The organism is Shewanella sp. 10N.286.51.B7 (assembly GCF_002873615.1).
Taxonomy (GTDB): domain Bacteria; phylum Pseudomonadota; class Gammaproteobacteria; order Enterobacterales; family Shewanellaceae; genus Shewanella; species Shewanella electrodiphila.
Genome location: NZ_MCUF01000098.1, coordinates 55,890 through 77,686 on the forward strand (window position 1 = coordinate 55,890; position 21,797 = coordinate 77,686).

Genomic DNA, 21,797 nt, shown 5'->3' on the forward strand with positions numbered 1-21,797 from the left:
CATGGCATACGACGCAGATACAATACTTAACCTAGAAAAGTATCAATCGCTGGTAGATTTAATTGAACAAACTTGTCAGCAGTATGGAGACAATGTCGCTTATGCCTGTTTAGGCAAGCAAACCACTTTTAATGAGATTGAAGCAGCATCACGTCATTTTGCCACTTACTTACAACAACACAGTGGACTTGAAGTGGGAGATAGAATTGCAATTCAACTTCCCAATATTACCCAATTTGTCATTGCAGCTTACGGCGCGATTCGAGCAGGGCTGATTATTGTTAATACCAACCCGTTATATACCGAGCGTGAATTAATTCATCAATTTAATGATTCTGGTGCCAAAGCCTTGGTGGTGTTATCGGATTTACTGCCAACACTAAATAACGTCATTGAACAAACTTCAGTATCGTTAGTTATTAGTACGCATGCATTGGACTTAATTAATCCACAACCTCAAGCTGATACCCCATTTGAAAAGATTGAATTTAATCAGATGCTCGCACTTGGCGCGCAATCAAATTACACTCCTGTAAAACCATTACAAACTGATCTTGCCGCACTGCAATACACTGGTGGCACCACAGGGTTATCAAAAGGCGCAATGTTAAGTCATCGCAATATGTTAGCTAACTCAGCGCAAGTTAAATCTCGTATAGCTAGCACCATGACGCCGGGAGAAGATATTTTTGTTGCGCCTTTACCGATATATCACATCTATGCCTTCATGGTGAATCTAGTCCTGTATTTTGAATCAGGCAGCTGCTCGGTACTCATTCCAAACCCACGTGATATTAGTGGCCTTATAAAGACCATGGCCAGCTACCCATTTACAGGTTTTGCCGGCCTAAATACCTTATTTGTTGGCTTATGCCACCAGCCAGAATTTCAAGCTCTCGACTTCAGTAAGTTAACCATTACTATCTCTGGTGGTACCGCTCTCACTAGCGCTGCAGCCAATATTTGGCAACAAACCACCAATTGCATGATCTCAGAAGGTTACGGTTTATCAGAGACATCACCAGTTGTAAGCCTTAATGCTCCGGGTTTTCAGCAGCTAGGTACCATAGGTAAACCCGTACTTGAGACTCAAGTAAAGATCCTTGATATCAATGATGAAGAAGTACCACTCGCAGATGCGGGTGAATTAGCAGTAAAAGGGCCACAAGTTATGCAAGGCTATTGGCAACAGCCAGCTGAAACAGCCAAAGTGATGACCCAAGATGGTTTCTTTAAAACCGGTGATATTGCTGTCGCGACAGCTGATGGCTTTCATAAAATAGTTGACCGTAAAAAAGACATGATCATCGTATCAGGCTTTAATGTGTACCCTAACGAAGTTGAAGACGTATTATCGCAAAATGAATTAGTACTTGAATGTGCAGTTGTCGGTGTAGCAGATGACAAGTCAGGTGAAGCAGTCAAAGCTGTTATTGTATTAAAAGAAGCGACAACTGATGAAGCGCAAATCAAGCAACAAATATCTGACTATTGCCGCAGTCAATTAACCGCTTATAAAGTGCCGCGCATCATTGAATTTACACCCCAGTTACCGAAAAGTACTGTCGGCAAAATTCTAAGGCGTGAACTCAGAAAGTAATCTCATTAAGTCGCTAATATTTCATTGGCAAGTCTTAATAAAAAACGCCACTATCAGCTTAGATAGTGGCGTTTGCTTATGTTAACACTCTTGTTGTTATTGCTTAACTCATGTCAATTACGATTACGATTAACTACTCTGCTCTGTCAGTAACTGCAAGCTGGCAAACTCTTGGTAAACATCACTAGACTGCATTAGCTCTTGATGTGTCCCTATGGCAACTATTTGGCCTTTTTCAAGCACGACAATTCTGTCGGCATTAATCACTGTCGCGAGTCGATGAGCGATAATGAGCGTTGTTCTCCCCTGCATTAGGTTGTCTAACCCTTGCTTAACCTTGACTTCACTCACAGCATCTAACGCACTCGTGGCTTCATCTAATAACAATATTGGTCTATCAGCTAATATTGCCCTAGCAATGGCAATACGCTGTTTTTGTCCACCAGATAACTTAACCCCACGCTCACCAAGATAAGTATCATAACCGTCCGATAACTCCCGGATAAACTCATCCGCTTTTGCGGTAATGCAAGCTTGCTGCACTTGCTCTTTTGTTGCATCAATACGACCGTAGCGCACGTTTTCAAATACACTGGTGGCAAATATGACTGACTCTTGAGGCACCAATGCATATTGCGCCCTAAGCTGCTCTAGACTTAACCTCGCTACATCAATATCGTCTAACTTAACCAGACCTGCTTTAGGCTGATAAAAGCGCAGTAATAGCTCAAAAAGCGTGCTTTTACCTGCACCACTCTCGCCCACTAAGGCCACCCTTTCGCCTGCTGATATAGTAAGGTCAATGCCTTTAATAACGTCTTCTTTACTACTTGGATAGGCAAAACGAAGCGCTTCAAGACTCAAACACCCATTGATGTTGGCAGGTAAAACTACAGGGGTTGTCACTTCGGGGATATCAACCGGAGTACGTACTAACTCAATCAGTCTTTCTGCAGCCCCTGAAGCACGTTGTATTTCACTAAAGACTTCGCTGATTGTGGCAACAGAACCTGCTGCCATCACCGCATAAAACATAAAGGCAGACAATTCACCCGCACTGATATTATTTTGCATTACATCTTGTGCGCCTACCCACAAAACCAAGGCTATTGCTGCAATACTTAAGAACATCACTGACGAGATTAAAATTGACCGATATAAAATTCGCCCTTTCGCTGCGGTCATAACCGATTCAACTTGGCTATTAAACTCGGTTCTATCTTTACGCTCATGCCCATAAGCCTGCACGGTATGGATCTCATGCAGAGTTTCATCAATGTATGCGCCTAAATCGCCGACTTTATCTTGGCTTTTACGTGAATACTGACGCACTTTTTTGCCTAAAAAGATCACCGGAATAAACACCATTGGCACAGCGAGTAACACTAGTCCTGTGAGTTTAAGACTGGTTATCGCCATCATCACAATAGCACCGAGTACTGTCACAGTTGAGCGAAATGCCATTGATAAACTACTGCCAACAACACTTTGTAATAGTGTGCTGTCAGCGGTAAACCTTGATATGACTTCACCAGTACGCTGCTCGGCAAAAAATGCAGGGGATAAATTCAATAAATGGTTGTAAACAGTCAAACGAATATCAGCGATAACTCGTTCGCCAAGCCAGGTCATTAAGTAAAAACGACAAAATACGGCACTGCCGCTAATGGCCGTGATGACTAATATGAACAGTACAATTTCATTAAGGCGCTCAGCGTTATCAGCCAAGAAGCCTTCATCCACCATCATCCGCACGCCTTGACCTAAAGAAAGCCAAGCAAAGGAGCCAATAAACAAAAAGATTATTGCTGCAAACACTTTTAGTTTATAAGGTTTGAGAAAATCAAATATCCAAGGTAATACAGCAATAGAAGAGGAAGTATTAGATAAGAGAGCCTCTGTTGACGCTCTCTCTTTTGAATTCGGCACAGTTTACATCCACCAGAAACTAAGTTAATTAGGATAATAACAACAAAAACAACTAATGTAGATGTATTATCAATCGGCGTTATGTATCAACACAACCTAAAATGCTGCTACTATTGTTAACAACATAAGTAAGCCAAAAATAATAACATTACATAGAAATACATTTTTAAATATATGAATAAAACATTCTTTTGCTCACCTAAAAATCACTCAGCCCAATTCAGTTATTCGAAAAAATCATTTGGTTTCACATTAATTGAACTGGTTGTAGTTATCATTATATTGGCTATTTTAGCCATAGTAGCTAGCAGCAAATTTATTGACTTTAGAAAAGATTCTATTGTCGCAACAATGGATGGAATGGAAAGTGCCATGCAGTCGGCTGCAACACTAACCTATTCAAAAGCATCTATCGCCGGCGTTGAAAAACTGCCCACATCGACTCTAAGCATTAACAATATTGATGTAGAGCTAGCCTACGGTTATCCAGATGGCACTGCCGCAGGGATTGATTTACTTATGGACTTCCCAGATGGGGACTGGAACAAACGCCCTAGTGTATTTGCAGGCGCTTGGATTTATTGGCATGGCGTTATCACTGAAGATGCAGGTCAAGCAGCTTGCTATTTACGTTATCGACAAGCTACTTCAGCAAGTGCAAGACCTATTATTAATGTCGTCACCAATGGCTGTTAACGACACACCACCATATTTACAGCATTAAGCATCAGGGTATCTTTTTTCTATACTTTTTAACGAGCGTAGAAATATCCCTAACCCACCGACACTTAACACCAATATAACGATTAAATCGAACGCGCTCATATGGCTAAAGCGGAAATTGATTGAACTTATCACACCAAATATCAAGCCGACTAATGAACCAAAAGTGAGGATCCAGCCAAAGATATTCTTAGCATTATAAAACATCAGTCCAATACCAAACATGAATGGGATCATGATCATGCCACTGGTTAACCCAACCCCGCCCACACTATAAAGGCTATGACTAAAGCCGAATGAACTGGTCACTTTTATCGCTTTTAATAGCATATAAAAGCCACCGCACATCATAATTAATCCAATAAAAAATGAGCCAATCCCACCTGATGTTCCACCTGCACCGTTCATATCATTCCTTTGTTTTGAGTAAAATTACTATTTCTGTATTGAGTGTTTATCGACTTACTTCTTCAAGCACTTGCCCTGTTGCACCGCTAGGTTGAGTGATCCGTAATTTATTCGATAAGGTTGGCGCAATGTCATATGGCGTCACCTCACGATCAATGCGTTGACCTTTAATATTATATCCAGCAAAAATAATTGGTACATGGGTATCGTATCGCCAAGGTGAACCGTGTTTAGATGCGATAACCAAACCTTCTAAATCATTAATATACTTACGTGGAGCAAACACGATATAAACGTCGCCAGAACGCTGTCGATGATGGTTGTTCATTACCAGCTGCCCGACTCGGGTTGGCGGAACATTATTCAACTCAATATCAGTCGACGTAATGGCCATTTCGACCCCTTTTACTTTCATCACTTCTTGGGCTATCGCGGTTTGCACTTGTGCAAGAGACAGATTCTTTTTGGCAATTAATTCACGGTCTAAATAAATATAAGGCTCTGAAAACAAAGTTATTACATCATCATTTAAACCAAACTCTTGTTTTAAGCGTTTTTTAACCCCTTGGTTTAATAAGCTATCAACTTCAAAGTATCCCGCATCGTGATACCCGATATCATGTACATGTGGCGCAGTTTCAGGCACACCATGATCCGCCGATAACACTATCAAAGTATTTTCTAGACCGACTTGCTTATCCACATGACTGAATAGATCAGCAAGGGTTTTATCCAAACGCAGTAAATTATCTTCGGTTTCCAGACTATTGGAGCCAAACATATGCACGACATAATCATTAGACGAGAAACTCACCGCTAAAAAGTCAGTATGCTTATTTTGTCCTAATGCTTCTTTAGATAATAAGGTTTTAGCAAAATCTGCAGTCAGCTCATCCCCTGCAGGGCTTAAAGTTAATTTTGTCGTGAAATACTTACTATCACCTGCGCCGTAAGGGTGAGGAAATTGGTTATTAAATCCTGCTAAGTCAATTTTATGAGTCGCGGATGAATCGACTAAGGTATATTCTTTTTTCGCTAAACTTAACTGCCAACTTTTATCTGAGTAACGCTTGAAAAGCTTACTGTCATTCCAATCATTAACCCACTGAGGATATTGCGGGTAATAATAGTTACTGGTGGCAAACTCACCTTGACTCTTAGAAAACCAAAAAGCTTTACCCATATGCCCTGCAAGTGAAATCGCGCCACGATCTTTTACGGATACTGAGTACACTTTTGATTGACCATTGGTCGCCACCATCAGCTCGTCAGAAAACGTAGTACTCAGCATTGGAATTGGAGAACGACCATCCATTAAAGCCGTCTTCTGAGTTGGATCTATTTCAGTTGATTTATCAACGCCAGCATTCGCTGACAACATATGATAATTTTCATCTTCAACATTATAAACGAGGCGTTCTTGGCTTCGATCATACCAAACATTACCCACCATGCCATGAACACTGGGTGTCGCGCCTGTCGCAAGCGATACGTGGCCTACAATCGTTTCAGTGTTACTGTGTTGATAATGGGCATTAGTATAATGAGTGCCTTCATCAAGCAGATACTTAAACCCATTATCACCAAAGTTATGCTTGTAGCGATCCAGTAAATCACCTCGTAGACCATCAACGGTAATTTGTAGGATTAATTTAGGTGGTGTTTCTGCTGAAATTGCTGCTAGTGGGCTTAAACTCGTCATGCACGCCAAAGCATATAAAGACAAACTAAGTTTATTCATTAGAACTCCGTGATTTAAAAATAGAACGTTCCATATTCATTTAAAACTAGTTAGCATCTTTTGCTAACCTTAGCCCTAAATCAGACATTAAGATTGACTGACTTGCAAAGTCTCGTCGAAAGTTTTCAGACTCGTTGGCATCATAAGCAAAGCTGCCACCACGGGTAGTTTTATGGGCTAAATTGATATCTGAATGCTGAGCGTTATTAGGATTATGCTTAGGCGATACTCGATAAAAACCTTCATCAAATTTATCAATAACAAACTCGCCAACATTACCTGTCATGTCGTAAAGGCCAAGTTCATTTGGCTTTTTGAGCCCTACAGGTTGAGCACGATTATTAGCATTGTGGGCATACCAGCCAACATCATCGATATTGTTCGAGCCACTGTAAGTAAAGCCTTTAGACTTATTGCCACCAATGGCAGCAAATTCCCACTCAGCTTCCGTAGGTAAACGATAATTATCGCCAGTTAATTCATTTAAACGTTCAATGAAATATACCGCTTGCTGCCAACTTAAATTATTAACTGGCACTTTAGGGTTAATAAAAAAGCTATTTGAACCACCCATTACTGACTCAAACAGTTCCTGAGTCACTTCAAATTTTGAAATATAAAAACTATCTACACTGACTTCATGAGCCGGCTGTTCTGACTTTTTAGCTGTTTCCAAGTTGGAACCCATGACGAAGGAGCCGCCATCAACTAACACCATGTCAGCCATAATCGACACAGAAATTGAGTGAGATGAAATGTTAGTGGTGCTGCAAGCGCTTAAAAAAAAAAGACATGTAGCGCCAATCACTCCCGACACTATCGTGCGAGTGCTCTGCAGTATTGACGGTTTAACACTATGGTTAATGTGACCAAGATTATCACCAGCTTGTTTCATATATTTCCCATTATTAATCCGCTGTTTTAAGTAGCAATTATAAAACGCTATATCGATTTGTTAACCAAACTAATGGTTATATTGGATATAGCCGAATTGAGCTTATATCATCAAAGTGAATAGCTTACAATTTACCTCAATTGATACAAACCTGTCAGCTTACATACGATACAAAGCAATTCTGTACAAAACAGACACGCTCAGCCATTAAGAGGTAGTGATATGAAGATAACTCAAGGTCCACAATTTAATGGTAAAGCTTCAAAACGTATGCACGTCATGGCAAAACCCATTGGCGCAGTGTGCAACATTGATTGTGACTATTGTTACTACCTCAGTAAACAAGACTTGCTAGAATATAAAAAAGGCTGCTCCCCTGAAATGGATGAGGCCTTACTAGAAGAATATATTCAGCAATATATTAGTCAGCAGAACACACCAGAAATCATCTTCTCTTGGCAAGGCGGTGAGCCGACGATGCTGGGGCTCGATTACTTTAAAAAAGTCGTTGAGTACCAACAAAAGCATTGTCCGAAAGGGGTTGTCATCTCTAACGATTTGCAAACCAACGGCACATTGCTTAACGACGAATGGTGTCAGTTTTTTAAAGCAAATAACTTCCTGATTGGACTGAGCATTGATGGTCCAGAGCTGATGCATAACACTTACCGCACCAACCGTGCTGGTCGTGGCACATTTAGACAAGTCATGCTTGCGGTAGAACTGCTGCATAAATATGAAGTCAGGTTCGCAACATTAACCTGTGTCAACAAAGTGACCAGCCAAAGCCCTGTTGAGGTGTACCGCTTTTTACGCGATGTGGTGAAGTCTCCGCAAATGCAATTTATCCCAATTGTTGAGCAGAAAACCTTCAGAACCGATGCACCTCAAACCGACACTAAAGCTCCGCAATATCGTCAAGGTGATAAACGTCTTATTCCGGGAAACAAAAGTTCTGTAATGGAGCCTTGGTGTGTTTCAGATGAAGCATGGGGTAACTTCCTCATTGCTGTATTTAATGAATGGGTGATGCATGATTTTGGTAAAATCATGGTGCAATATTTCGAAGCCAGTGTTGAAGCCTGGATGGGCAATAAAAATCCGTTATGCACTTTAGGTCAAGTCTGTGGCAAAGGCTTAGCGCTCGAGCCTAATGGTGATGTTTTTGCCTGTGACCACTATGTCTACCCTGAATATAAAATTGGCAATATAAAAGACACGCCTTTAGCTGATATGGCATTTTCAGAAAAACAGCAAAGTTTTGGTTTAGCAAAATCACGCGGGATAAACTCCCAGTGCAGCCAGTGTGAATATCAGTTTGCATGTTATGGCGAATGCCCTAAAAACCGCTTTATCAGCAGCCGTGATGGTGAGCCGGGCCTGAATTACTTATGTGCAGGCTGGAAAAAGTTTTTCGCCTATATCGATAAACCTTTAGCGTACATTTTACGCAATACAGGCCACCCTGTCGCACACGGTAAATATAGCGATAAGTTAATCCAACAAGCCACAAAAAACCGATAACATTTACCTTTACATATTATTTTTAATAGAGGGTATTTGTATGCCTTCACTACATGAATTGATAGGTTTTAACTATGACATTTCGTCCATTGACATTGTTCACCTTAGTAGCGCTTTCAATGTCGCTACCTGCAATCAGTATCAGCTTGCCAGCCAATGCTGCACAAACTGAAACGACAACCAGTGATTCAAGTGAAACAGTAACTCCTCAAGCAATGGCTTATATTGCCCAAAATATTAATGAGCCTGCAGAAAAACGCGCTCAAGCACTGCGATTTATTGCCCAATACCCAAATGAAAACAGTCTGGTTGCAGTCGCTAGAGCTTTAAAGGACAGCCAACCTATAGTCCGTGAAGCAGCAATTGCAGGTGCAATGCCCTACCCTTTAGAACACCGTTACCGTATGGTCGCACCGTTACTGCAAGATGACGTTGAGTCTGTACGTTTTAGCGCAACAGTTAGCTTGATAAAAGATTTTGAACAATTACAAATGGGACAACAAGCAGAGCTTAGAAGCCAAGCTGATAAGCTGATTGCACAACTTAAACTTGATGAGTCTTATACCCAGCAACTGTTATTAGCTGATGTTTATCGTTGGACATTACGTCCTAATTTGGCGCAAAACATATATCTCGGTTTATTAACATCAGTAGATAAGACTACAGAGTTATATTTAAATCTATCCACTAATTACTATGCACAGGGACAAGATGAACTCGCACTGAGTACATTGGATAAAGGCATTGAGTTTGATAGCAGTAATGCTAACCTGCATTACTCTAAAGCGCTGACGCTAGTTCGTTTAAATCAGAAAAGCATTGCCGCAATCTCGATGAGTAAAGCCACTGAATTAGCGCCTGAAAATGCCTATTACTGGTATTTAAATGGTGTGTTTCAAGAGCCACTGGATATCGAATTATCTATTGAATCATTTGAGCAAGCATATTTAATTTCAGGCTCACCTGAAAACCTGTATGCAATGTGCGATATTTATATTCGTAATAACCACAAAAACACAGAAGAATGCATCAGTGCGTTAGCTGACATCGCCCCACCACAAGTTATTAATGACCTACGCGCTAAACAGGCGCAGTAACACATACAGTAAAGACGAACAATAAAGAACGCATAAGAAAAAGCCTGCAAATAGCAGGCTTTAGCTTTTATATTATGTCATTCACAGCCACATAATATCTGACTCTTAATCAGCGTTTTTCTCTAGACCAAACTGCGATTTACCAAACTGCGATATACCAAACTGTGATTTACCAAACTGGGATGCTTCATTTACTAAATAGTTTCTTAGCCACACATGCCCAGCGTCAGTATCTCTAGAAGGATGCCAGTACAATTTGATACTCAGTGTATTTTTGTCGAGGGGTAAAGCGAATGATTTAACCTTATATAACAGGCCTTGCTGTTTGACGATACTCTTAGCGCAAATAGCCAATAAATCGGTTTGTGAAACCAAAGGTAAACATTCAGTCACTGTGCTAGTTCGATACACCACATTACGAGAATCCAGTTCAGAGATATGAGCAGATCGCATAATACTACTCCGCGCTTGCCAACCTGAGACTGTAATATGCTCTTCTGCTAAAAACTGCTCTAACGTCATCTCATCATGGATCCGTGGATGCTCAGCATTCATCACAGCCACTAATTCTTCATCAAATAAGTGATGAGACTTAATAAAAGATGGCGAAAAATGATCTGCATCGATGACAAAATCATAGCGCTGCAAGCGCAAATCTAATTCAGTATCTTTTGAAAAAATGGGATGAACTTCAAAATGAAGATGTGGCGCTTCTTTGCGAAGATGGCTAAATACCAATGGCAAGAACGTATGGCCGAGGCCCGATATAACTGCAAATGAATACACACGCTCTGCAGAGGCCGAATCGAAACCGCCATCAATTGCGATAGTACTCGTGTAATTTGTCAGTGCTGCAGCCAACGCAGGGTAAATATCTATCGCACGAGGTGTCGGTACCATGGCACTATTATCACGTAAAAATAACGGATCATTATAAATATCCCGTAACCGTTTTAATGCTTTACTTACCGCAGGCTGAGTAATATTTAATCGGTTGGCAGATTTAGATAAACTGCACTCCTCATAAATAGCCACAAAAATGGGAATAAGGTTTAGATCGGTATTTTTCATTTTTACGCATTTTTCACCTAGCCATAAACCCAATAATCATAAACTATTTACCCGTTTAAGCATAACAAGGATTACTTTGGTTCAGGATCTTGATTTGAATATTTTGTTAGCTGCGGCAATGCTTTAGGAAAAACCTTAGTTAGAAATCGTCGAATTAAACGACTTTGCGGTTTTTCCTCATCCGTTTTAACTGCAAACCATAAGGCATAAGCTGAACGCTTAGTTAATGGTTTTGAGTTTGCTTTTGATGGATCAAGTTGCTGAATATTAACAGCAAGATTTTGATTTTGTTGCTTAACCCCATCAAACAACGTGAGCTGTTGGTTTGACTGACGCACCTTGTAGTAAAGTAGTCTGCGCACCTTGGGCCAGGTTTTGGCTTTCACCGCCTGCAGATATAACCAGCCTATTGGCTTCTGGTGACTTTGATAATATCTAGCCATAGCCAAAAATAAACTTATCAAACCAATCACTAAACAAGTCATTACAATGAGTGTATTGCGATAATATTTAAGCCAAGAAGTTAAAGTATGCTTAACAATAACAACTTTTCCTTCGAGTACTTGTTGTTTCATCTCTTTGTTAACGGTATCCCACCAACGAATAACCACATCATCAAATATCAGCTCTCCGCCTTGTTGAACAATGTAAACTTGCTGCTCAATTCGAGTCGATAAATAATCCCCGCGTTGTTCAGAATCAAATAATTGAACAGGATCGCTATAGGTTTGAAATTGTTCATTAGCCGTTTGGGGGATAATATGGCCGATTAAAACAGATAAAGTATCAGCGGCCTTAATTGTTACTGTTCGCGTTAAGCTATCACCAACATATACAGGTGAGTTTGATTGCTGCCATTGTTGCTCAATATTAACGTCTGGCGAACTGAACCAATTATCATCGGGTAAACTCGCATCAGGTATAATCGATTCAAACAGTTGTGATTGGCTAACAAGCTTGCCACTGACTTTGCCATCGCTCGGGGTCATCACCTCTACTGATAGTCCTAATTCAGGAACTTGATAACGTCCAGGAGCTTGTGGATACAAAGAAATTTGCCACAATTGAAATGACCAGGTTTCGCCATTAATTCTTTGGGTAGAATTCACTGAAAACTGTTCACGCTGCTTACTCATCACATTAGGCAGTTCGATATTGTCTATTTGCGTACCACGAGTAAACCACCTATTGGTGCCAAGTTTGATATTTAAGGTTATCTGTTCGCCCACAACCGTTGTTAGCAAAGACTCCCCTTTAGCACTATCAGATTGCCGACTAGCTTGATTTAGGTCGGCTCGATTTGAATCAGCCTCACTAGATAACCAGGTCTCGATGGTTAACATTTTTTGATGCTGTAAATCACTCACAGTCACTGCTGAAGCAGAGAACGAAACTAATGAAATCAAACATATCAAACACAGCAGCGGATTAAGTTTATTCAATGACATGTTCATATTATTGCGCCTCATCTTGCTTTTGCTGCAATTGTAACTGTCGCTGTAAATAAAATTTGGCTTGTAAAAAACGTTTAGGATCGGCTTCAACTCGTGATAACCATTTGTTCGCTAACTCTTCACTGCCTAATATCTCACGAGCATTTAGCGTATCTTTACCTAGCACTTCTTCGGGGGCTATCTCTTCAAAACCGTCAGAGGTCAGTGGCTCATCCTTACCAAGTTCAGTAGACTCTTCCAGTCCATCTGTCGTACCTTGCTGACTCTCACTGAAACGGTTAATTTCATCAATGATAGCTTGAACAGCGGCAAGGTTATGCGCCACATCGGCACGCAATTGAACTTCAGACTCAAGTGGAGACTTATCCATTTCATTGATGAGATCGCGCAATAAATTTCTAGCCGCTATGTATTCACGCTGTCTTGCCAATGCGCTGCCAGCATAAAATAAACTTAGATGCGACGGTTGCTGCATAAAACTAATCTGCGCCGCTTTGTACTGAGCCGCATAGTAGTAGGCAATACCTTTGCGTAAAGGGTCTTGATAATACTGAGCAGCCTGAAAGTATTCTTGTTGATGAAAAGCCCGATCGCCTTGTTGATCAGGCGTAAACCAAAAGTCCAGCCAAGCTTGATGTATATTCTGCCAAACATCAGTCTTCAACTCTTGACTAGCCAGTTCGGAACTTTCACTAGCTTGGAGATCACTATCAGTGTCTGGAGTTGATGCCAGCGCCTTAACACTCGCAGACTCATCTTGAGGTAATGACGATGTTTCTGCGTACGCTGGCGAAGGAGCAACAACGCTGCTACCGCAAACGATTAATACTAGCCCCCAATGCACTAACCAGCCCTTTCTGAACCAAAGCAATAACAGCAATGCCATAGGAAAGAGCAAGTAATAACCCATATCTTTCCAGGGCATAATGCTGTCAGTTGATATCTGCATATGCCGATCTATTTTTCTGATTAACCACTGCACATCTTGATTATCGACTGTCACTAACTGCAAACTAGCATTAGCTTTACTGGCTAAGGTTTCTAAAGAGCGAACATCTAGGGGAATAGTGGCTTCGCGATTAGAATTTCCCACACCTAATATTAATAACTGGTGAGCGGAATGTTCAAAATAAGCCTCGTAAGCATCAATGGCGTTGGGCACCATACCGTCAGTAAATAAAATAACACTAGCACCCACTTCATCTGCCAATAATGTATCAACTAAGGTTAAGGCTTCTTGGGCTTGCTTACCCTCTACAGGCATAATTTCAGGTGCTAATGCACTGACAAAAGGTGTAAAGACTTGCTTATCTTCGGTTAGCGGTGCGACAACATGTGCCGAGCCAGCATAAGCAATTAATCCTGTTTTACCGCCGCTTCTTAATTCAATTAAATCAAGAATTTTATGTTGCGCTCGTATAAGCCTATTTGGCGCGACATCTTTTTCTAACATGGATTGGCTTAAATCAACTAAGACCACCAAAGCGGCTTTATCTTCATTAAATGGCGACTCATAGCGGTTCCAGGTAGGTCCTGCACTGACAATTATGCCCATCATCATCAACACTGAGAGTAACTTTAGTGGTAATAGTTTTCGCCAGCCTTGTTCACCAACAGTTAACGCTTTCCGCAAATGTTCAGGTAAAACTTGTTGAGATTGCGCAGCTTCATTTCGATACCAGCGGATATACACAATCAGTGCAAGCGGCAACAATAAGCACAACGCCCATGGACGGATAAAATGAAAGTTGGCCCATAATAAACTCAAAAAGGAGCTATCAAACATCTTGCTCTCCTTTGATTTTTTCTACACTAGTTTGTTGAGTAGCTTTAGTTTCCTGAGTAGCTTTAGTTTCTTGAGTAGCTTTAGTTTCTTGAGTCGCTTTAGTATTAACGACCTTTGAGCCAGCTAATTTAGATTGATGCCCGCCACTTTGAAGCAATAAACTGACACTAAAGGCGAGCAAGTAAAGCATGACGACAAAAATGACTAGATAATGATGCAATGTATAGGTTATTTGGTAACTAGTACTATTAAATAGTTGAGGTTCGAGTAACGAAACTGCCTGGTATGCCTCATCAAGTTGTTGTTTATCTAACGCAGTAAAAGTGCTACCGCCCGTTTCGCTGGTTATCCGATCAATAGTTTCCATATCTAACGCTTGCTCACCTACAGTCAAAGGATCGCCCATCGCAATAACATGTACCCTAATGCCTTTAACTGCAGCCACTTTAGCGGCATCTATAGGAGCAACAAAGCTTCCGGTATCATTACCATCAGTTAGCAAAATAACGACTTTCTCAACCGAAGTTTCATTTATGCCTCGGTCTGTTCCTTGAGCAGAAACAGTATCTTGCTCAGCTTGTTCGAACACTTTGATTGATAAACCAATCGCATCACCAAGATGAGTACTTTGCCCTGCCATCCCAGTATCTGATTGTGCTAATAAACTCTGCCACACAGCAATATCAGCAGTAAATGGGGTTTGTAAAAAGGCCGCATCGGCAAATAAAATCAGCCCTAAACGATCGCCTTGCCTCGTTGCTGAAAAGTCCTGCAAAACTTGTTTTGCAGCATCAATACGACTAATACGCTTACCTGAATCATCCACAAAATCGGTTTCGTTCATCGAACCAGATAAATCTAATGCGATCATCACATCTCGACCTAATTGTTCGCGTAATTGTGGCTCACTTAATTGAGTTGGTTTAGTCATTGCTAGCACTAAACAGCACCAACTCAACACTAGAATAACTCGTTGCCACAAACGCGGTGAGAGCATACTCGCTCCCTCACTGGGTTTTTCATTTAAGGTATCAATCAGCACTTGAAAAAATGGCACTTTAATTGCGGTTTGCTTAGTTTTATAGGCTTTCGAGAAGCGCATAACAAGAAAAGGCAACGGCAATAATAGTAATAACCATGGGTAAGTTAGGTCTATGGAGGACATGTTACTGACCCCTCACAAATGAACGTACAACCGAAAAAGGCCATGACTTAATCGAAAATTGATTTCTGTGGCCGTTAATCCACAGTATTAACTGTTGGACTAATGTCGTCATTTCACTTTCACTCAAACAAATATTGGGGTTGTATAAGCTGTTAATCCAGCGCTGGCCTACGTCACTTTGCCAACTAAATGCATCATTTTTAGATTGATGACTGATTAATTTATCCATTGCGTTTAATACTGAATTATCAGCAAGTTTTGCAGTCTGTGGCTCTACATAGATGAGAACTTGTTTTAACACAAAAAATAATTGCTGATTCAGCATAGCCTGAGTTTTAGGCTCAGGTTGAATAACCTGATGACCTAACATGATTTGTTTAATCGCCAATATCGCTTCAGCGCGATAGCGATTTTGCCAGCGATAATTCAAACCAATAATCACTGCTGTGACAATCAATAAACTTGTTATGACAAGCAGACACCACCAACCTGTAGGAAGTTGCTCAAACCCTGGCCACCATGACACAGCATCAACTGGGTAGACATCAACAAGCTCCCGTAAAATATAAGTCGACGGCGGGTTATGCTGCATTTTAAGCTCCAATAGCGCGTTTAAGCTGACTTAAATGATTACCGTCTGTACTCAACTCAACTAACGGTAAATTGTGACGTGCCATCAAGTAATTGAGTGCCTTAGCATTTTCTGTCGCGGTCGTGGTAAAGCTTTCATTAACCTTTGATATTTGCTGAGTTTGATGCAAACTAAGTTGATAATTACCATCACCCATCACCCACTGAGCATCATCAGGAATCGCTTGTTCCATCGGATCTGAAATCCTTACTGCCAGTAAGTCATTGCTACGTTGAATTTGTTTAAGCTTATTGATATCGCTGACATTTAAGGACAAAAAGTCACTTAAAATAATCACTGTGGATTGGCGAAGGTCTCGCTGGGCTAGCTTGGTTAGTGACTCAGAAAAACTCACCGAATCAGTCGAGTTCACATTAAGAGATTGGTTACTTTGACTGAGTGTTTTTAATAGCTGCAATACATGGTTTTGGCCACGCATCGGCTCTGACCATAGGCATGCCTTCGGTGTTTTAAGTAGCATACCAATGCGGTCGCCTTCTCTTAATACCCGCCATGAAATTAATGCTGCCACTTCAGCTGCCACCACTGACTTCATGGTATGGCTAGAAGCAAAAAACATATTGGCACCTTGATCGACCAAAATCACCACATTACGATCTTTTTCTTCGGTATATAAACGCACATGAGGTTGGCCAGTTCTTAGGGTCACTTTCCAATCTAAACAACGAATATCATCGCCTATCTGGTAATGCTTTAGTTCTTCAAAGTTTAACCCACGGCCTCGAAACTGGGAGCTATGACGACCTGCCATTAAACTCTTTGCCTGCCAATGAGGTAATAATCTAAATGAATGGCTCAATGCCTGCAGCTTGACCAAGTGTCGATATTCGACATGCAATCGTGGATCTAATGTCGATTGCTTTGCATGACGCGATATATTGCCATTCATCATCAATTACCCAACAGCCACAATATCCAACAACTCATTAACCACTGCTTGCCCATCAATATTATCTGCTAATGCATCATAACTAAGGGTTATACGGTGAGATAACACTGAATGAGCAATACTTCTGACATCATCAGGAAGAACATGATCTCGGCCAGATAACCATGCCTCTGCGCGTGCGCATTTATCAAGTGCAATTGAAGCTCTAGGGCTAGAACCCGTTTTAATCCAAGCGGATAAAGGCGAGTCAGGATAACGTTCTGGGTGTCGAGTGGCCATCACTAAGGCAACAATATATCGTTCTACAATGTCAGAAACGCTGAGAGTGGATAACTGCTGGCGAGCCGATAGAAAAACCAATGGGTCTATTTTCGACACTGCGGATCCTTCATTCATTTCAGGCGCATTTTCTTCTGCACGCACCAAGCGAATAATATTTAACTCAGCTTCATCATCTGGATAATCCACATTAATTTTCATCATAAAGCGATCCATTTGCGCTTCAGGTAATGGATAGGTTCCTTCTTGCTCAACTGGATTTTGCGTTGCTAACACCATGAAAAGTTCATCAAGTTGATGCGTGGTATCACCCACAGTTACCGTGCCTTCAGCCATCGCTTCTAATAATGCAGCTTGCACTTTTGCTGGAGCACGATTGATTTCATCAGCTAATACTAAATTATGAAACAGTGGTCCTTGTTGAAAGGTTAGCAATGGGCTACCGTTGTTGTCTTGATATTGCACCGTGCCAGTTATGTCGGAAGGTAATAAATCAGGGGTAAATTGTACTCGACCAAATGAGGCATTCATTGCATCAGCAAGAGATTTTACCGAGCGTGTTTTCGCTGTACCAGGAAGACCCTCTAATAGGACATGGCCTTTAGTTAATAAACCTATGACTAAAGCTCTAATGACATGGGATTGTCCAATGACAGACTTTTCAACTTGGCTTATTAATGCCGTAATACTTTGTAAACTATGGCTCATTCGTCACTCCTCACTATCATTTAGTCCATACTTTTTAATCAATAATCATAAACGTTTTTAAGTAAATAGACGTATAACAAAAGGTTATATTCTGTATTCAGTGCTAAATTTTATCCACTTAATATAATTAAACAGTTAAAAAATCAAACTAACTAATTGATTTAAATTATTTACGATTAAAAACGTTAAGCTAAACAAAGCATCACGGAGTCTATATGGCAAGTTTCTTTAATACGAGTAAGATCGCTCTTTGCACAGGGTTGCTAGCTGCATCTTCAGTTGCAAACGCTGCTGACAAACCCAATATTCTCGCTATTTGGGGCGATGATATTGGTATATTCAATATCAGTGCTTATAACAATGGCATGATGGGATATCAAACCCCAAACATTGATCGAATTGCGAATGAAGGTGCATTATTTACTGATCACTATGCTCAACAGTCTTGTACCGCTGGACGTTCTGCGTTTTTAACAGGACAAGAGCCATTTAGAACAGGCCTATTAACTATTGGTATGCCTGGTTCTGATGCTGGTATTCCTGATTGGACTCCTACGATTGCTGATGTGTTAAAAGAGCAAGGTTATATGACCGCGCAATTTGGTAAAAACCACATGGGCGATCAAGATAAACATCTGCCAACTGCCCATGGTTTTGATGAGTTTTTCGGTAACCTATATCACTTAAATGCTGAAGAAGAACCAGAGACTTATTACTATCCAAAGGATCCTGAGTTCCGTAAAAAGTATGGTCCTCGTGGTGTTATCCGCTCAAGTGCTGACGGAAAAATAGAAGATACCGGCCCGATGACGCGTAAGCGTATGGAGCATGCTGATGAAGAGTTTTTAGAAGAATCGCTAGCCTTCATGGAAAAAGCGGTAAAAGCTGAAAAACCATTCTTTATTTGGCATAACACAACCCGTATGCATGTATGGACTCGTTTACAAGAAAAATATCAAGGTATTTCAGGTATCTCTATCTACGCTGACGGCATGATAGAACATGATGATCATGTTGGTATCTTACTTGATAAGCTAGATTCATTAGGGGTTGCTGATAACACTATCGTACTTTACACAACCGATAATGGTGCTGAAACGGTTTCATGGCCTGACGGTGGTGCGACATACTTCCACGGTGAAAAAGGGACAACCTTTGAAGGTGGTATGCGAGTACCTCAGTTAGTTCGCTGGCCTGGTGTTATTAAACCTGGCACTAAAATTAACGACATCATGTCACATAAAGATTGGCTACCAACATTCGCAGCTGTTGCGGGTGATGACAAAGTCATTGAAAAGCTTAAGTCAGATAAAGGTGCTCGTTACAATGGCACAAACTGGCGTGTACATTTAGATGGTTACAACTTTAAACCTTACTTCGAAGGTAAAGTTGATAAAGGCCCTCGTGACGGTATGTTATATTTTTCAGCTAACGCTGAGCTAAATGCTGTTCGTACAGGTGACTTCAAAGTATCGTTTGCCACACTAGAAGGTAATATTGTTGATGCGGTTCGCTTCCAGTCAAACTGGCCTCAAGTGGTTCATTTAAGAGCTGACCCTTTTGAAAAAGCGCCTCACGAATCTGGTATGTACTTACGCTGGATGGCTGACAACATGTGGTTATTCGTACCTGTTGGTAACCAAGTACAAGAGTTCATGGCAACATTAAAAGACTATCCTCGTCAGGAAAGTCAGGTATTGAACCCAGGTAACATTAACCAAAATACTTATATGCTTCAGGGTAAACTGCAACAAATTGAGCAAATCCGTCAAAAAGTATTAAAGTAACTTTTTAATTAACTGCTTTGTTTAAAAGTGAGTAAAAAGTACCTTTCCAAGCCAGTATCTCTCAGATACTGGCTTTTTCTTTATTTGAACCGTGTCTAAGATTTCAATCACTGCATTTAACTGCGATAATTGCTGACTTCGAGTTTTTAATTAAGGTAATCATCATGACGGCAAACCAATTCTCTTGTTCAGGGATTGAGTTATCACTTTTTCGCTATCCTAAACAGCAAGAGTCAAACCTTCAAGCTTGGGATGCTGCCGATGAACACCTAATTAAACAATTAGTCGATAACGAGATTGTCGCTCAAAATACCGCCATTCTTAATGACAACTTTGGCGCAATTCAATGTGCCCTAACCCAATTAGAAGCTTCATGGCCTTTATTTGTTGAAACCGATGCTAAAACCAGTTTATTGGGTGCGAAACAAAACCTAACAGACAATCAGTTAGCAGATAGCAATATTACTCGTTTTAATAGCCGCGACTTATTACCTGCAGACACGCAACTTGTATTAATTAAGTTGCCTAAAAACCTGACTTACTTTGCCCACCAGCTTCAGCGATTATCGCAAGTTCTCCCTAAAGGAACACAAGTACTGATTGGCGCGAAAGCCAAAAGCATCAACAAATCATTATTGGCATTAATTGAGCAACATCTGGGCTCTGCCTCAGCCAGTTTAACCTGGAAGAAAACTCGAGTAATTAGTTGTATAGCTGATGGAAAAAAACGTCCAAGCGTGGCTGAAGTCACTTGGACGGTCGATGAATTGAATCTCACCATCAGTAACCTCAGTAATGTGTTTGCGGCCAATAAGCTCGATATTGGTGCCCGCATCATGCTCGACAACATGCCAAAAGATGAATTTAAAACAGTGATTGATTTAGGTTGCGGGAATGGCGTTTTAGGGTTGCGCGCAGCGCAATTATATCAAGATGCGAATATTCACTTTGTCGACGATTCTGAAATGGCCGTTGCATCAAGCAAACATAATTGGCAGCTAAACAATTTACCGAGTGAATTAGGCCACTTTCATTGGGATGACTGTTTAACCCATTTAGACAGTGAAATCAGTGCAGACTTAGTCTTATGTAACCCGCCATTTCACCAAGGCGAAGCCATTACCGATCATATCGCTTGGCAAATGTTCCTCGATGCTAGAAGAAGACTGGCGCCTGGCGGGTTATTACAAGTTGTTGGTAATCGCCATTTGTCTTATCACATCAAGCTTCAGCGCATATTCAAAAACTGTAAGACGGTCGCATCAAACGGTAAATTTGTTATTTTGCAGGCACGAAAATAGCAAAATCTATTTACCTGGTTTTAAACGCGTTTTCTTAATAAAAACTGTGAGTTAGATAAAGTAGCTCATGGTTTATCTCCTTTAAACACCTTATTCTATTTTTTAGCATGTAAACGCTTTTTACAAACCAAGCGCGACTCACTAGCAAACCACGTGTTAACTCCAAGCCCTACAACTCAGCTTAACACTATGACCTATATCCCTAAGTGCAAGGCGTTAAGTGCTGCTTTGTATTAAGTGCTGCTCTATATTCGAGTGCTGCTTTGTACTTGAGTACTGCTTTGTATTAAGTACAGACGATATGTAAATAGTGATACCTAAGTGTTGAGCTCAAAATCATAAGCTTAACTCAACCCGCACATGCTCAATATTGAAGTCGATGCTATTACTAGTAGCCTAAAGTAATAGCCTAAAACTAATAGCCTGAAACGGATGATTAATGAGGAGCTTGAGATAGATTGCTCCTTGGCATACACAACTAAAATCTCACTGCCACATCGGGATATTGGTAATAACATAAGAATCCATTGGTCGACAAAGAGTTTCGACCTGCTCCTTTATATAGCCATAACATGATGTTTAACAGTAAGAATTGCACAAACATAACTTAACATCCTAGCAACAAACAATATAATCCCAATCGATTTATAAGATAAAAACGTGAATTTAGGCTAACCAAATTTTGCCAAAATTCAAAAAAAGAAGTGTAATTGTATGAATTTTGTTTCAGCTCAAGGATAAAATTAATTGCCTAAAACTGTTTTAAACAATTTGAAAATCATGATGGC

The 21,797-nt window shown here is 40.6% G+C and carries 17 protein-coding genes; 6 read left to right on the forward strand and 11 right to left on the reverse strand.

All coding sequences use genetic code 11. The annotated features are described in order from the left end of the window. The first annotated feature begins 1 nt into the window (after position 1). On the forward strand, positions 2-1,600 hold the full coding sequence (locus BCU84_RS20370) for an AMP-binding protein (RefSeq protein ID WP_102529867.1): 1,599 nt from the start codon (positions 2-4) through the stop codon (positions 1,598-1,600). 129 nt (positions 1,601-1,729) lie between these two features. Here BCU84_RS20370 and BCU84_RS20375 read toward each other — a convergent pair whose 3' ends face one another. Next, positions 1,730-3,469, reverse strand: coding sequence for an ABC transporter transmembrane domain-containing protein (locus tag BCU84_RS20375; protein WP_241906507.1), 1,740 nt, complete (start codon positions 3,467-3,469; stop codon positions 1,730-1,732). Between the two features lie 432 nt (positions 3,470-3,901). On the opposite strand from BCU84_RS20375, the gene BCU84_RS21070 reads away from it, so the two are divergent. After that, positions 3,902-4,225: a hypothetical protein gene (locus BCU84_RS21070; RefSeq protein ID WP_241906503.1), complete on the forward strand. Its 324-nt coding sequence runs from the start codon at positions 3,902-3,904 to the stop codon at positions 4,223-4,225. Positions 4,226-4,249: 24 nt separating this feature from the next. Here BCU84_RS21070 and BCU84_RS20385 read toward each other — a convergent pair whose 3' ends face one another. Genes BCU84_RS20385 through BCU84_RS20395 form a run of 3 tightly spaced genes read right to left on the reverse strand, consistent with a single transcriptional unit; the run spans position 4,250 to position 7,296 of the window. Beyond that, entirely contained in the window at positions 4,250-4,660 is a 411-nt protein-coding gene (locus tag BCU84_RS20385) for a hypothetical protein (RefSeq protein ID WP_102529870.1), read from the reverse strand. Between the two features lie 46 nt (positions 4,661-4,706). Further along, complete coding sequence (locus BCU84_RS20390; RefSeq protein ID WP_102529871.1) at positions 4,707-6,401, reverse strand: alkaline phosphatase family protein; 1,695 nt, start codon at positions 6,399-6,401, stop codon at positions 4,707-4,709. A 46-nt stretch (positions 6,402-6,447) separates the two neighbouring features. Further along, on the reverse strand, positions 6,448-7,296 hold the full coding sequence (locus BCU84_RS20395) for an SUMF1/EgtB/PvdO family nonheme iron enzyme (RefSeq protein ID WP_102529872.1): 849 nt from the start codon (positions 7,294-7,296) through the stop codon (positions 6,448-6,450). 222 nt (positions 7,297-7,518) lie between these two features. On the opposite strand from BCU84_RS20395, the gene BCU84_RS20400 reads away from it, so the two are divergent. Continuing rightward, on the forward strand, positions 7,519-8,820 hold the full coding sequence (locus BCU84_RS20400) for an anaerobic sulfatase maturase (protein ID WP_102529873.1): 1,302 nt from the start codon (positions 7,519-7,521) through the stop codon (positions 8,818-8,820). Between the two features lie 74 nt (positions 8,821-8,894). After that, complete coding sequence (locus BCU84_RS20405) at positions 8,895-9,917, forward strand: hypothetical protein (protein WP_102529874.1); 1,023 nt, start codon at positions 8,895-8,897, stop codon at positions 9,915-9,917. Between the two features lie 105 nt (positions 9,918-10,022). Here BCU84_RS20405 and BCU84_RS20410 read toward each other — a convergent pair whose 3' ends face one another. The 7 genes from BCU84_RS20410 to BCU84_RS20440 form a co-directional block, all read right to left on the reverse strand. Next, positions 10,023-10,988, reverse strand: a complete 966-nt coding sequence (locus tag BCU84_RS20410; protein WP_102529875.1) for a LysR substrate-binding domain-containing protein — start codon at positions 10,986-10,988, stop codon at positions 10,023-10,025. 71 nt (positions 10,989-11,059) lie between these two features. Then, positions 11,060-12,442 (reverse strand): BatD family protein, encoded by a 1,383-nt coding sequence (locus BCU84_RS20415; protein WP_157936249.1) that lies wholly within the window; start codon positions 12,440-12,442, stop codon positions 11,060-11,062. A 1-nt stretch (position 12,443) separates the two neighbouring features. Further along, on the reverse strand, positions 12,444-14,228 hold the full coding sequence (locus BCU84_RS20420; protein WP_102529877.1) for a VWA domain-containing protein: 1,785 nt from the start codon (positions 14,226-14,228) through the stop codon (positions 12,444-12,446). Continuing rightward, a complete protein-coding gene (locus BCU84_RS20425; protein WP_102529878.1) occupies positions 14,221-15,393 on the reverse strand; it encodes a VWA domain-containing protein in 1,173 nt (390 codons plus the stop codon). The genes BCU84_RS20420 and BCU84_RS20425 overlap by 8 nt, the downstream gene beginning before the upstream one ends. 1 nt (position 15,394) lies before the next feature. After that, positions 15,395-15,985 (reverse strand): DUF4381 domain-containing protein, encoded by a 591-nt coding sequence (locus BCU84_RS20430; RefSeq protein ID WP_102529879.1) that lies wholly within the window; start codon positions 15,983-15,985, stop codon positions 15,395-15,397. 1 nt (position 15,986) lies between these two features. Then, a complete protein-coding gene (locus tag BCU84_RS20435) occupies positions 15,987-16,937 on the reverse strand; it encodes a DUF58 domain-containing protein (RefSeq protein ID WP_198589630.1) in 951 nt (316 codons plus the stop codon). A 3-nt stretch (positions 16,938-16,940) separates the two neighbouring features. Beyond that, positions 16,941-17,921: a MoxR family ATPase gene (locus BCU84_RS20440; protein ID WP_102529881.1), complete on the reverse strand. Its 981-nt coding sequence runs from the start codon at positions 17,919-17,921 to the stop codon at positions 16,941-16,943. A 215-nt stretch (positions 17,922-18,136) separates the two neighbouring features. Between BCU84_RS20440 and BCU84_RS20445 the strand changes: the two genes are divergently transcribed. Continuing rightward, complete coding sequence (locus tag BCU84_RS20445) at positions 18,137-19,708, forward strand: arylsulfatase (RefSeq protein ID WP_102529882.1); 1,572 nt, start codon at positions 18,137-18,139, stop codon at positions 19,706-19,708. A gap of 164 nt (positions 19,709-19,872) precedes the next feature. Then, positions 19,873-21,009 carry a methyltransferase gene (locus tag BCU84_RS20450; protein WP_102529883.1) on the forward strand — a complete coding sequence of 379 codons (1,137 nt, stop codon included), beginning with the start codon at positions 19,873-19,875 and terminating at the stop codon, positions 21,007-21,009. Positions 21,010-21,797 lie beyond the last annotated feature (788 nt).